Genomic DNA, 14064 nt, shown 5'->3' on the forward strand with positions numbered 1-14064 from the left:
AACTGACAACAGAAGCGAACGCGCATGAATCCTAACTATCTCGATTTTGAACAGCCCATTGCCGAGCTTGAAGCCAAAATCAATGAGTTACGTAATGTCGGCGAAGGGAATGCCGAGCTGAATCTGTCAGAAGAGATCGAAAATCTTCAGGAAAAAAGCCGTCGTCTGACGCGCTCTATCTTTAGTGAACTTTCACCCTGGCAGGTTTCGCAGTTGTCGCGTCATCCGCAGCGTCCTTATACACTGGACTATATCGCTTTAGCTTTCGATGATTTTGATGAAATTCATGGCGATCGTCATTTTGCCGATGATGCGGCAATCGTCGGTGGTTTGGCTCGTTTGGATGGCGTGCCTGTGATGGTGATTGGCCATCAAAAAGGGCGCGAAGTGAAAGAAAAGGTTCGCCGTAATTTTGGTATGCCACGTCCAGAAGGTTACCGTAAAGCTCTGCGGCTGATGGAGATGGCTGAGCGTTTTCGCATGCCGATCTTAACCTTTATCGATACGCCGGGTGCTTACCCAGGGATAGATGCTGAAGAGCGTGGTCAATCTGAGGCGATCGCCTTTAATTTGGCCAAAATGTCACAACTCAAAACACCGATTATCTCCACCGTGATAGGTGAAGGGGGGTCGGGTGGTGCGCTGGCTATCGGTGTGTGTGATGAACTGCTGATGTTGCAGTACGGCACTTATTCAGTGATTTCGCCCGAGGGTTGTGCGTCAATTCTGTGGAAAAGTGCTGAGCGTGCGTCGGATGCGGCAAAAGCTATGGGTATTACCTCTGAGCGGTTGCATGAGTTAGGTTTAGTAGATCATGTGATCCCTGAACCCTTAGGCGGTGCGCATCGTGATCCTGCAACGATGGCGGCACGTTTAAAAACTCAGCTGCAAGATACCCTGTCCCGTTTGCAGGGCATGGATACAGACACGCTGTTAGCGCGTCGTTATCAGCGTTTGATGTCGTATGGCGCGGGGAGCGTTTAATTCAGGCTCTTTCTCGCCCTCTGCTTGCTTAGCTCAGCTTGATCAAGCTGAGCCCTCTGTACGCCGTTGGGTGATTGCTCTCAGCGGTGGCCTCGATTCAATGGTGTTGCTGCATGCGGCCAGCCAGGTTTGGTCGCCACAATCCCTTCATGTTCTGCATGTTCACCATCAGTTACAAAGTGCGGCCGATACTTGGTCTGATTTCTGTGTAGCGCAAGCGCAAGCGCGTGGTTTGAGCTGTCAGGTGATTCGTGTCGCTCCGACTTCGGCATCGGAGGCGGATGCACGTGCCGCTCGCTATCAGGCGTTTCAGCAAGTGTTGCAGGTGGGTGATTGCTTATTGCTCGCACAGCATGCTGATGATCAGGCGGAAACACTTTTTTTTCGGTTACTGCGTGGTGCTGGCGTCAGGGGCTTGGCTGCCATGCCGGCCTGGCGTCAGCTCGGTTGTGCTGAGTTAAGACGCCCCTTCTTATCCTGGCCACGGCAAGCACTCAAGGCTTGGGCAGAAAGCGAGCGCCTATCTTGGATCGAAGATCCCAGTAATCTGCAAGATCACTATGCACGCAACTTTTTGCGTTTACAGATCCTGCCACGCTTACAAAAACGTTGGCCTGCTCTTGTTACACGTTGTCTAGACACGGCGCAGCAGATGTCTGAAGCTTCGGAATTACTGGATGAGCTGGCGGCTCAGGATCTGGAGAGGCTCATACGTGGGCGCGATAGCCTCTGTTGTCTGGGGTTGAGGTCTTTATCTCTAGCGCGGCAGAGCAATGTGTTACGTTTTTGGTTGCGTCAGGTTGGGCAGACTCCTTCACAAGCGCAGTTACACCAGGTACAGCAGCAGCTGTTAAGTACCCATCCCTCTGAAGAGGCCTGCGTGGAACTTTCTGCTGTGCATTTAAGGGTTTACCGCGAGCAGTTGTATCGCTTACCCAATGTTTGGCCTGAGGCCTATCCGATGTTATCGCACCTCCAGCTTGCCCCCGGCCAGGTGCTCTCTTTGCCGGGGGGTAGACTGTATATTCAAGGGCAGGCCGAAGTCCCCCTTTGTGTGAATCTGCGTTATCGTCGGCTTGGTGAGAAACTGTATCTGCCAGGGCGTGAGCACAGCACACGTCTGAAACATCTATTTCAAGCGCATGGTGTGCCTGTGTGGCAGAGAGAGGGTTGGCCTTTACTTGAGTCAGTCAATCCATCGGAACCGGAGCTGCTTGCGGTGGCCGGTCTGGTGAAAACCAGAGCCTGGCCAGAAGACTGCGGACTTGAGTTTGAGTGGCGGCCATTTTCATTGTCTGAACAGCCTTTTTTTGCTAGTCTGTAGCACCATCTCGTACCCCCTCCCATTATCACGATTTTTACAGGTTTTGCATGACGCGCTATATATTCGTCACCGGTGGTGTAGTGTCCTCACTGGGCAAAGGTATTGCTTCAGCTTCTTTGGCCGCGATTCTCGAAGCGCGTGGTCTGAAGGTCACTATGCTGAAGCTTGATCCTTATATCAATGTGGATCCAGGCACTATGAGCCCTTTCCAGCACGGTGAAGTTTTTGTGACCGATGACGGCGCAGAAACAGATCTGGATTTGGGTCACTATGAGCGCTTCATACGAACCACTATGACGCGCCGTAATAACTTCACAACAGGGCGTGTGTATCAGCACGTGCTGAAAAAAGAGCGCCGAGGTGATTATCTCGGCGGTACCGTGCAGGTCATTCCGCACATTACCGATGAAATTAAACGCCGTGTGATTGACGGTGCCAGTGGCGCGGATGTTGCGCTGGTGGAAATCGGGGGCACTGTAGGTGATATTGAATCTCTACCTTTCCTCGAAGCGGTGCGCCAGTTGCGTATTGAAGTGGGGGCGGCGAATGCGATGTTTATGCATTTAACCCTGGTTCCCTACATCGCGACGGCGGGTGAAACCAAAACCAAGCCCTCTCAGCACTCTGTCAAAGAGCTGCGCTCTATCGGCATTCAACCGGATATTCTGGTGTGCCGTTCTGAGCAGGCGCTGCCCGTTTCAGCACGTCGCAAACTGGCCATGTTTACCAACGTTGAAGAGCGTGCGGTCATCTCTCTCCCTGATGCGAACAGCATCTACAGCATTCCACGTATGTTGGCTGAGCAAGGGTTGGATGAAATCGTTATTGATCGCTTCCGTTTAGCCTGTCCAGCTGCGGATCTCAGTGAGTGGGATCGTGTGTCTGACTGTTTCCTCAATCCAGAGGGTGAAGTCAAAATTGCCATGGTTGGTAAGTACATGGAACTTCTGGATGCGTACAAATCCTTAATCGAAGCCATTACCCATGCGGGCATCGCCTTGCGCAAGAAGGTGCGTATTGATTATATCGACTCAGAGCGCGTTGAGCGTGAAGGTGTTGAAATCTTGCGTGATGCGTCCGCTATCCTGGTTCCAGGTGGTTTTGGGGAACGCGGTGTTGAGGGCAAGATTCTGGCAGCCCGCTATGCGCGTGAAAATAAAGTGCCTTATCTTGGTATCTGTTTAGGGATGCAAGTGGCTGTCATCGAATATGCCCGCCATGTGGCCCAGCTTGAAGGCGCCAATTCAACCGAATTTAATAAACAAGCGCCTCATCCTGTCGTGGGTTTGATCACGGAGTGGGTGGATCTTGAGGGCAATGTTGAGCAACGCTCCGATGATACCGATCTAGGCGGTACTATGCGTCTGGGTGCTCAGGTGTGTCACCTTAAAGAGGGCTCACGCTCGGCACAGGTGTACGGTAAAACCGAAATTCGTGAACGTCACCGCCATCGTTATGAGGTCAATAATCACTACATTCCTTTGCTGGAGGCGGCAGGCCTGTTGATTGCAGGTCGCTCGGCAGATGGAGAGTTGGTCGAAGTGGTGGAAGTACCTGATCATCCTTGGTTTGTTGCCTGTCAGTTCCATCCTGAGTTCACTTCAACACCGCGTTATGGTCATGGACTCTTTACAGGCTTTATTCAGGCTGCGCTGGATCACCAGGCGCACGCATAATTTTTTGCATAACGTTTTTAGCGGGAGACTTGAGGTTATGGCAACCATTGCTGATATCAAAGCGCGTGAAGTATTGGACTCACGAGGGAATCCAACCGTTGAAGCTGATGTGGTTCTCAGCTGTGGTCTGATCGGTAGCGCTTGTGCGCCTTCTGGAGCCTCAACGGGTTCACGCGAAGCTTTGGAACTGCGTGATGGTGATAAATCACGTTATCTGGGTAAAGGGGTATTAAAAGCGGTCGCGGCGATCAAAGGCCCTATCCGTGATGCACTGGTTGGAATGGATGTGACCGATCAGCGTGCCCTAGATAATGCTATGCTGGCGCTGGATGGAACGGAAAATAAATCTAACCTAGGCGCTAATGCGATTCTGGCAGTCTCTTTGGCGGCTGCGAAAGCGGCCGCTCAGGTTAAAGGCATTCCGCTCTATGCGCATATCGCAGATATTAATGGTACGCCAGGTCAGTATTCTATGCCCGTGCCGATGATGAACATCATCAATGGCGGTGAGCATGCTGATAATAACGTTGATATCCAAGAGTTCATGGTTCAGCCTGTCAACTTTACCTCTTTTCCAGAAGCGCTGCGTTGCGGTACGGAAATTTTCCATGCGCTGAAAGCTGTCTTGAAAGCACGTGGCTTGAGCACAGCTGTAGGGGATGAAGGTGGTTTTGCACCTAACCTCGGCTCTAACGAAGAAGCTTTGGTCGTGATTCAAGAAGCGATCGAGAAGGCGGGGTATGTTTTGGGTCAGGACGTTACTCTGGCACTGGACTGTGCATCATCTGAGTTTTATAAGGATGGTCAATATGATCTTGCTGGTGAAGGTAAGGTCTTTGACTCAGCCGGGTTTGCAGATTATCTGAAAGAACTGTCTGAGAAGTATCCTATCGTTTCGATCGAAGATGGTATGGATGAATCAGATTGGGACGGTTGGGCAGATCTGACACGTAAAGTCGGTGATAAGGTGCAGCTGGTAGGTGATGATCTTTTTGTGACCAATACCAAGATTCTGAAAGAGGGCATCGATAAGCAGATCGCCAACTCTATCCTGATCAAGTTCAATCAGATAGGTTCTTTGTCTGAAACGTTGGATGCGATCAAGATGGCGAAGGATGCAGGTTATACGGCTGTCATTTCTCACCGCTCGGGTGAAACGGAAGATACGACTATTGCTGATTTGGCAGTGGGTACTGCGGCTGGGCAGATTAAAACCGGTTCTTTGTGTCGCTCAGATCGTGTCGCTAAGTATAACCGCTTGCTGCGTATTGCAGATGAGTTAGGTGCTGCGGCCGTGTATAAAGGCTTGTCTGAAATCAAAGGTCAGGCGTAAATCACGAGCCGAGATCACAGCGTGAGATAGAATAAGGGGGGCATCGCCCCCCTTTTGTGTCCCAGACAGCAACTAGGGTAGGGTGCTCAGTGTTTCGTTGGTTTTTAATTTTCTTGCTGCTGATGCTGACCGGATTGCAGTATCGACTTTGGTTAGGTACACCTAACCTGCGTCAAGTTTGGCAGCTGGAAGAGGATATTCAGCGGCAAAGACGTGAGAACCAACAGCTCGCTGAGCGTAATCAGCGTCTGGAGGCTGAAGTGGCAGATCTCAAACAAGGCTTGCGAGCCATTGAAGAGCGTGCACGCAGTGAGATGGGCCTTATCCGAGAGGGCGAGGTCTTCTTCCAATTGATCGAACCTCGCCCACAAGAGCGCAAACCAAAATGACCTTAGTTGCCCAACTTCAGGCACGGCCTGAAGCCTATCTATATGGTGAACCTCAAGCTGAGGCACTGATCCGTCATCAACCTGAAGATTTTCGTGTCGACGAGATTTTGGGGTTTGAGCCGGAGGGTGAAGGCGAACATCTGTTTTTGCAGATTGAAAAAATCGGTGAAAATACCGACTGGGTCGCACGCCAGCTGGCGAAATTTATGGGCGCTAATCCACGAGAAATAGGCTATGCCGGTAAAAAAGATCGACATGCTATTACCACTCAGTGGTTTAGCGTCAAACATCCGATTAAAGCGCCTAACCCCAGTTGGGGGTTGTTTAACAGCCCAACCATTCGAGTTCTGCAACAGGTACGCCATAGTCGTAAATTAAAACTCGGTAGCCTGCAGGGAAATCGTTTTAGTATTCGCTTGCGTGAGGTCACTCACCCACAAGAGGTGTTGCAGCGCTGTGCCTTGCTGGAACAGGGTGTGCCTAATTATTTTGGTGAGCAGCGTTTCGGTCATCAGTTGGGTAACCTCATTAAAGGCGAAGCGATGTTGGCAGGGCAGCTGAAAGAGCGCCAAAGCCATAAGCGAGGGTTATACATTTCGGCACTCCGTTCTGCGTTGTTTAATCAAGTGGTGTCCGAACGAATACAGCAAGGTCGTTGGTCGCAGGTGCAATTCGGGGATGTACTGATGCTCAACGGCAGTCAAAGCTGCTTTTTGGCCACAGACGATCTGCTAGAGCTGGAGCAACGTTTGTATCAGCAGGATGTTCATCTTACGGCGCCGATGTGGGGAGTCGGCCCTTTGATGACTCAGGCCGAGGTGGCTGAACAGGAAGCACGTTTAGCACAGGATTGGTCTGTGTGGACGCAGGGTTTGGAAGGCTTAGGTCTTAAGCAAGAGCGTCGTGCTATGCGCTTAGTGCCTCAGGCTCTGCAGGTGGAAAGGATCGGAGAGCAGGATCTGTTGCTGTCCTTTACCTTGACCTCCGGTGCGTTTGCCACCAGTGTGTTACGTGAGTGTGTTAAGGTCAGAAATGAGCGTAGCAGCCTAGATCACGAATAATAAAGAGTCTTGGCGCTAGGTACGAAGAGGATTCGATACTCAGCTTCCAAGAGACAGAAAGCAGTAATAAAAAAGCGTTTAATCATCAAGGCGTTATTTAGGGCGCAATGATTAAAGCGCTATTTTAAGAGAGTGCAGATGAAAATTCTCATTTCCAACGATGATGGTGTCTATGCACCGGGATTGGCGACATTGGCGGCAGCCCTGGCTCAGGATGCGGAAGTCTGTGTAGTCGCGCCGGATCGGAATCGCAGTGGCGCCAGTAATTCTTTGACACTGGATCGACCTCTTGAAGTCTATCGTCATTCCAGTGGTTTTTTCAGTATCAATGGAACCCCTACGGATTGTGTGCATCTTGGGCGTTCGGGTTTGTTCCTGGAGGGCTTTGTACCTGATCTTGTGGTGTCTGGGATCAATGCAGGTGCCAATTTGGGGGATGATGTACTCTATTCTGGTACTGTAGCGGCCGCGATGGAGGGGCGTACCTGTCGATTGCCACCGATTGCGGTCTCCAGTCATAGTTTTCATCCGCAACATTACGCCGCTGCCGCTGAAGTAGTACGTGAACTGGTGAAGCACTTAGAGAGTCTGGTGTTGGCCCCCCGTACGGTGTTGAATGTGAATGTGCCCGACCTGCCTTTACAGCAGTTAAAAGGAATGCATGTGACGCGTTTGGGGCATAGATTACAGGCCGATCTTCCGGTCGCGGCGGAAGATCCACGCGGGCGTTTACGTTATTGGATTGCCGGTGCCGGTGAAGCGGCAGATAAAGAGCCAGGCACTGATTTTTATGCGGTGGAGCAGGGGTATGTATCGATTACACCTTTGCAGATTGATATGACGCACTATTCAGGTATGGATAATCTGGCGAGTTGGCTAGAGGGTCTTGAGTGATAGATTTTGAGTTAGAAGGCATAGGGATGACCTCTCGGCGCACGCGAGAGCGTTTGATTAGCCGCTTGCGTGAAAAAGGGATTCAGGATGAGCGTGTGTTGGATGTAATCTTGCGTACGCCCCGTCATCTGTTTTTAGATGAAGCCTTGGCGCATAGAGCCTACGAAGACACCGCCTTGCCGATAGGTTACAACCAAACCATCTCTCAGCCTTATATAGTTGCGCGTATGACCGAAGTCCTCTTAGCAGCGGGTCCTTTACAACGCGTGCTGGAGGTAGGAACAGGATCAGGCTATCAGACAGCGATCCTGGCTCAGTTGGTTGAGCAGGTCTTTAGTGTTGAACGTATTCGTCCCCTACAGGAAAAAGCGCGCAAACGCTTGCAGCGCTTGAAGCTTTATAACGTCATGCTCAGACATACCGATGGTGGTATGGGCTGGCCCGATAAGGGCGAGTTTGACGGTATTCTTGTAACCGCCGCACCAGAAGAGATCCCCTCCGAACTTTTAGCTCAGCTCGCTGTGGGTGGACGTCTAGTGATTCCGGTAGGGGGGCAACATCAAAATTTACGCCTGGTGACACGTAAAGAGCAGGATCTTTATGAGACGCAAATTCTCGAAGGTGTCAAATTTGTCCCCTTGTTGGGCGGTACCGTTCGTTAAGTTGATATAAGGAACAGAGCATGCAGAGATCAGCCTGGCAGTATTGCAAGCTGGCGGCGAAAGGGATGTTAATGGGAGCGGCCGATGCTGTACCGGGGGTATCCGGTGGCACAGTAGCTTTTATGACCGGGATCTACGAAGAGCTGATCCATAGCATCAAGCAGTTTAACCTTCAGGCATTACGTCTGTTGTTTCAACAGGGCCCTGTCGCTGCTTGGCAACATGTGAATGGTAGTTTCTTGTTCACGCTGTTGGCCGGAATCTTGTTTAGCTTGCTGACTTTGGCACGTGTGGTGCTGTATCTGTTGGCTGAGCATCCGATTTTGATCTGGTCCTTTTTCTTTGGATTGATCCTTGCCTCCACTTGGAGTGTGGTACGCCATATTCCTAAGTTCAACTGGAATCTAGGTGCCGTCTTTCTTCTTGGCTGTGTGTTAGCTTACCAGGTGACTTCGCTCACTCCTGCCGTGGTGGAGCCGCAGCCGCTGATGATCTTTGTGTCCGGTATGATCGCCATCTGCGCCATGATATTACCTGGCATTTCAGGTAGTTTTATTTTGCTGTTACTGGGCATGTATACACCGGTGCTGATGGCTTTAAAGGGCTTAGAGTTGGATTTTATTGCCTTGTTTGTACTGGGCTGTATGATCGGGATTATCAGCTTTTCGCGCCTGTTGAGTTGGGCATTTAAGCACTATCATGCCGTGACTCTGGCCTTGCTCGGTGGTTTTATGCTGGGGTCACTCAATAAGGTTTGGCCTTGGAAGTATACACTGTCTTATAGCATTAACCGTCATGGGGAAGAGGTACCCTTGGTGCAGAAAAATATACTGCCCGAGAGCTTTCTGGAGTTAACGGGACAGGAGCCTTACACCCTGGCCGCTATAGGGTTGATGAGTGTGGGATTGGTTTTGGTTTGGGTATTTGACAGGCGCTAAAGATCACGGGAGTCAGGGTGAGCAGAGTTGGACTTGCAGGTCTGGTGTTGGCAATGCTGCTATGGCTGCAAGGCTGTGGTTCAGGCTTTGCCCCCGTCACCGATCAGTCTTTAGGGGCGCGTTCAGGTAGTTCAGTGACGAGTCTTGCGAGTCCGTCAGCGACGACGAATCGCCCTACACCCTTGCCTAATCCTGGCACTTATCGTGTGGTACGTGGGGATACCCTTTACTCTATATCTTGGCGTTATGGTTTGGATTATCGCCAAGTGGCCATCTGGAACGGCATAGATCAGCGTTACCAGATCTTAGCGGGTCAAACCCTACGCCTGACGCCCCCTGGCACGATCTCTACCAGTTCGGTTGCGATGACCTCTCAGGCGACCCAACAATCTACCTCTTCGGGCACTTCTCAGCCCACTTCGCAGTCCAACTCCCAAACGAATACTCAGACGAATACCCAGGCGCGCACAACGGCTCCAGCTACGGCTCCTCAGTCTGTGGCCCAGGTTGGAAATTTAACTTGGCGCTGGCCGGCACAGGGCCCCATTATTGGCCGATTCTCTGCACAAGCGGGCGGGAATAAGGGGATAGATATTGCGGGTAAAGAAGGTGATCCGATTTATGCGGCGGCACCGGGGCGTGTCGTATACGCAGGGAGTGGTTTGTTAGGTTATGGTAACCTAGTGATTATTAACCACAATCAGCAGTTTCTAAGTGCCTATGCACATAACAGTCGCATACTCGTCAGCGAAAATGATATGGTTAAGAGCGGTGATAAGATTGCTGAGATGGGGCAAACGGGAGCGGATCGAGTGCAGTTGCATTTTGAAATCCGTCGCGATGGTAAACCCGTAGACCCTATGCTCTATTTACCCAAACGATAACAAGAAAGGCGTCGGCATGACCGGCGTAACAGGGGTGATCAGATGGTTTCTATAGACACGAATGATATGGATAAACTGGATGATGATTTTGCCATGGAGGTCGACAATGATAGTGATCTCTATGATGAACAGGATGAGTTGTCTGAAACTGACGATGACTCCGAAGAGTTCCTTGACAGTGCCCGAGGACGCGGAACGCCCACGCATAAGGATCTGATGAATGCTAAGAGCCTGGATGCGACGCAGCTGTATCTGAATGAAATCGGCTTCTCACCTTTACTGAGCGCAGAAGAAGAGGTGTATTTCTCACGTCTGGCTCTGAAGGGTGATGATGCTGCGCGTAAGCGTATGATCGAGAGTAATCTGCGCTTAGTGGTCAAGATTGCCCGTCGTTACATTAATCGTGGACTCACTCTTTTAGATTTGATTGAAGAGGGCAATCTGGGTCTGATACGCGCTGTTGAAAAATTTGACCCAGAGCGTGGATTTCGTTTCTCGACCTATGCGACCTGGTGGATTCGTCAAACGATCGAACGCGCCATTATGAATCAAACACGGACGATACGTTTACCGATTCATGTGGTGAAAGAGCTCAATCTTTATTTGCGAGCATCGCGCCAATTGGCACAAACGCTGGATCATGAGCCGACCGCTGAAGAGATTGCGCAGTTGGTCGATAAGCCAGTGGAAAGTGTCGAGCGTATGCTGGGGTTGAACGAGCGGGTAACCTCCGTCGACGTTCCAGCTGGAAACGGAAATGACAAGCCCTTGCTGGAAACCATTGCTGATAATGAGGCTTCAGACCCAGAAAATCTTCTGCAAAGTACAAACATCACCGGCAATCTCAATCGCTGGTTGGATATGTTGCCAGAGAAGCATGCGGAAGTGTTGTCGCGCCGCTTTGGTTTGCGTGGGTTTGAGATGAGTACTCTGGAAGAGGTCGGTAACGAGATAGGTTTGACGCGCGAAAGAGTGCGCCAGATTCAAGTAGAGGGCTTGCGTAAACTGCGTGAAATCGTAGAAAAGAATGGTCTGACCGGCGAGGATCTGCTGCAGTAAGGCAGGCTGGATCCTCTTCAGTCTACATTCCTAGTTTTTTAATAAGTCCTTGAGTTCATAGATGAGTTCAAGGGCTTTTTTCGGTGTTAACTCATCCGGGTTCACTTCAGCAAGCGCATGTTTGAGTTTCGAGTGATCTGCTTCGATAAACAGATCAGATTGGAGCGGTGTGAGGGTTGGTGAGTGGGGGGCAGATTCGAGCGTCACGGTGGCTGACTGTTTGGCCTGATTCTCCAGCTCGTATAAACGCTTCTGTGCTTGTTCAATCACTTCAGTAGGCACACCGGCCAAACGCGCGACTTGCAAACCATAACTTTGGCTGGCTGGTCCTTCACGCACTTCATGCATAAAAATGATGTGATCTTGATGCTCTAGGGCCGTGAGGTGGACATTAAACACCCCTTCTAGGTTGTCGGGTAGGCTAGTTAATTCAAAGTAATGGGTGGCAAATAACACAAAAGCTTGGACTCGCCGTGCTAGATGTTCCGCGCATGACCAGGCTAGGGATAAGCCATCAAAGGTGCTGGTGCCGCGCCCAACCTCATCCATGAGCACTAGGCTTTGGGCCGTTGCGTTGTTCAGAATGTTAGCGGTTTCATGCATCTCCACCATAAAGGTTGAGCGGCCACCGGCTAAATCATCGGATGAACCCATACGCGTAAAGATACGATCCACTAGACCGATGTGGGCGCTGCGGGCCGGCACGTAACTGCCAATTTGTGCCATCAGGGTGATTAAGGCTATTTGCCGCATATAGGTGGATTTACCCCCCATGTTTGGGCCGGTAATAATCAGCATGCGTCGTGTTGAGTCGAGCTTGAGGTCGTTGGCAACAAAGGGTTGTTGCGTTACGCGCTCGACGACGGGATGGCGTCCCCCTTGAATCCAGATGCCAGGCTCTAGGCTGAGATGGGGAGCAACATAGTCGAGTGTTTCGGCTCTTTCCGCTAAAGTGTTCAGTAGATCTAATTCGGCTAGAGCAGCGGCACACATCTGCAATGGGCCTAGGTCTTCAGCTAAGCGCGTTAACAACTCTTCATACAGGAGTTTTTCGCGTGCTAAAGCACGACTTTTGGCGCTCAGGGCTTTATCTTCGAAAGCCTTGAGCTCGGGTGTTATATAACGCTCAGCGTTTTTTAACGTTTGGCGACGGATATAGTCAGCAGGTAACTCTTGAGTTTGGCTGCGGCTGAGTTCGATGTAATAACCATGCACACGATTATAGCCCACCTTCAGACTGGGAATTCCGCTACGCTCTTTTTCTCTTTGCTCTAATGCCAGCAGATACTCCCCTGCGTTTTCACTCAGGCCGCGCAGCTCATCGAGCTCAGCATCATAACCCGGACGAATCACGCCGCCTTCACGAATCACCACGGGGGGGGTGTCAAGAATGGCCTCCTCAAGTAACTGACATAATTCCGGAAATTCTGCGATCTCTTGGCTGAGTTGTTGAATCCGATCGACTGTACAAGTTCTGAGAGCACTTTGCAGCTGTGGCAACGTTTGCAAAGCGGCGCGCAGGCGTTCTAAATCACGAGGGCGGGCGGAGCCGAGAGCGACCCGCGATAGAATACGCTCACAATCACCGGCCGGTTTGATTAAGGGAGCCAGTTGTATGTGCCGTCCATCCTCCAACAAACAGCGCACAGCCTCTTGGCGAAGTGTCAATCTTTCTAGGTCGCGCAAAGGTCGGTGTAGCCAGCGCTTAAGTAGACGGCTGCCCATGGGGGTTTGACAGTGATCGAGAATCTCCGCGAGAGTGTTTTCACGTCCGCCCTGTAGATTCAGATCTAACTCCAGGTTGCGCCGCGTGGCCGCATCAAGCAGCAGCGCTTCATCTTTTTGTTCAAGGCTGAGTCGGCGTAGATGCGGGAGCTGGTTGCGTTGCGTTTCGCGTGCATAGTGTAAAAGACAACCGGCGGCTGTGATGGCGGCCTCGAGATCTTGGCAACCAAAACCTATTAGATTTTTCACTTGAAAATGTTGGCAGAGGCTCTGCTGTGCTTGCGCAAAATCAAACAGCCAGGGGGCTTGTAGACGTAACCCTTTGCGCTTGCCTAAAAGCTGGCTGAGTGCTGAATCTTCAGAACAGAGAAGTTCAGCCGGTTGTAAGCGCTCCAACTCGGCTAAAAATGCTTCTTCAGAATCTAACTCTAAGACACTAAAACGACCGCTGCTGAGATCCATTTGCGCCAAACCTAGTGCTTGCCCTTGTTGATGCACGGCCACTAAAAGATTATCACGGCGCTCATCCAGAAAAGCTTCATCCGTTAAGGTGCCCGGTGTCACAATGCGCGCCACTTCACGTTCCATCGGCCCCTTGCTGGTTGCTGGATCCCCTACTTGTTCACAGATGACCACGGATTCACCTTGGCGTACGAGGCGTGCAATATAGCCTTCAGCTGCGTGAAAGGGGACACCTGCCATCGGAATCGGATCCCCCGCAGATTTGCCACGTGCGGTGAGTGAAATGTCGAGAAGGCGCGAGGCTTTACGGGCATCTTCGTAAAAGAGCTCGTAAAAATCCCCCATTCGATAGAACACTAGCTGATGAGGATGCTGTGCTTTGATGCGTAAATACTGTTGCATCATCGGGGTATGGGAAGCAAAGCTATCCTGGGTTTCGACTGGCTTGACCATCATGATTCACAAAATAAGAAGTAACAGCAAAAAGGACGAAAAGAATAACAAACCCGCTTTTTTAAAAATAGATAAGAGATGAAAGGGTAAAAATGGGATGTGCAGACAGTGCATCAAAAGGGCTAGTCCTTTGGCCCTATTGTTTAATTCTGACAAAGGTTGGAATCTAGTCAAAGATTTTCAACTCAACCCCTTGGTTGGTGCGCACTAGGATAGACAG

The 14064-nt window shown here is 50.8% G+C and carries 12 protein-coding genes; 11 read left to right on the forward strand and 1 reads right to left on the reverse strand.

Annotated elements, in window-relative coordinates:
• The first annotated feature begins 24 nt into the window (after positions 1 to 24).
• The 11 genes from accA to rpoS all read left to right on the forward strand — a co-directional run bounded on the left by accA (position 25) and on the right by rpoS (position 11204).
• Complete coding sequence (gene accA, locus E1H14_RS07555) at positions 25 to 984, forward strand: acetyl-CoA carboxylase carboxyl transferase subunit alpha (RefSeq protein ID WP_149390859.1); 960 nt, start codon at positions 25 to 27, stop codon at positions 982 to 984.
• Positions 965 to 2308, forward strand: coding sequence for a tRNA lysidine(34) synthetase TilS (tilS, locus tag E1H14_RS07560; RefSeq protein ID WP_149390860.1), 1344 nt, complete (start codon positions 965 to 967; stop codon positions 2306 to 2308). The genes accA and tilS overlap by 20 nt, the downstream gene beginning before the upstream one ends.
• 47 nt (positions 2309 to 2355) lie before the next feature.
• Complete coding sequence (locus E1H14_RS07565) at positions 2356 to 3984, forward strand: CTP synthase (RefSeq protein WP_149390861.1); 1629 nt, start codon at positions 2356 to 2358, stop codon at positions 3982 to 3984.
• 37 nt (positions 3985 to 4021) lie between these two features.
• Positions 4022 to 5317, forward strand: coding sequence for a phosphopyruvate hydratase (gene eno, locus E1H14_RS07570; RefSeq protein WP_149390862.1), 1296 nt, complete (start codon positions 4022 to 4024; stop codon positions 5315 to 5317).
• A gap of 89 nt (positions 5318 to 5406) precedes the next feature.
• Entirely contained in the window at positions 5407 to 5706 is a 300-nt protein-coding gene (gene ftsB / locus E1H14_RS07575; protein ID WP_149390863.1) for a cell division protein FtsB, read from the forward strand.
• A complete protein-coding gene (gene truD / locus E1H14_RS07580) occupies positions 5703 to 6767 on the forward strand; it encodes a tRNA pseudouridine(13) synthase TruD (protein WP_149390864.1) in 1065 nt (354 codons plus the stop codon). The genes ftsB and truD overlap by 4 nt, the downstream gene beginning before the upstream one ends.
• Before the next feature lie 138 nt (positions 6768 to 6905).
• Positions 6906 to 7661, forward strand: coding sequence for a 5'/3'-nucleotidase SurE (surE, locus tag E1H14_RS07585; RefSeq protein WP_149390865.1), 756 nt, complete (start codon positions 6906 to 6908; stop codon positions 7659 to 7661).
• Complete coding sequence (locus tag E1H14_RS07590; protein ID WP_149390997.1) at positions 7661 to 8323, forward strand: protein-L-isoaspartate(D-aspartate) O-methyltransferase; 663 nt, start codon at positions 7661 to 7663, stop codon at positions 8321 to 8323. Before surE ends, E1H14_RS07590 begins: the two co-directional genes overlap by 1 nt.
• Before the next feature lie 20 nt (positions 8324 to 8343).
• On the forward strand, positions 8344 to 9261 hold the full coding sequence (locus E1H14_RS07595; RefSeq protein WP_200834059.1) for a DUF368 domain-containing protein: 918 nt from the start codon (positions 8344 to 8346) through the stop codon (positions 9259 to 9261).
• A 17-nt stretch (positions 9262 to 9278) separates the two neighbouring features.
• Positions 9279 to 10145, forward strand: coding sequence for a peptidoglycan DD-metalloendopeptidase family protein (locus E1H14_RS07600; RefSeq protein ID WP_235017419.1), 867 nt, complete (start codon positions 9279 to 9281; stop codon positions 10143 to 10145).
• Between the two features lie 42 nt (positions 10146 to 10187).
• Complete coding sequence (rpoS, locus tag E1H14_RS07605; RefSeq protein WP_200834060.1) at positions 10188 to 11204, forward strand: RNA polymerase sigma factor RpoS; 1017 nt, start codon at positions 10188 to 10190, stop codon at positions 11202 to 11204.
• A gap of 30 nt (positions 11205 to 11234) precedes the next feature.
• On the opposite strand, the gene mutS is transcribed toward rpoS, so the two are convergent.
• Positions 11235 to 13847 (reverse strand): DNA mismatch repair protein MutS, encoded by a 2613-nt coding sequence (mutS, locus tag E1H14_RS07610; RefSeq protein ID WP_407670242.1) that lies wholly within the window; start codon positions 13845 to 13847, stop codon positions 11235 to 11237.
• Between the last annotated feature and the right edge of the window lie 217 nt (positions 13848 to 14064).

The organism is Nitrincola tapanii (genome assembly GCF_008368715.1).
In the GTDB taxonomy this organism is placed as follows: Bacteria; Pseudomonadota; Gammaproteobacteria; order Pseudomonadales; family Balneatricaceae; genus Nitrincola; species Nitrincola tapanii.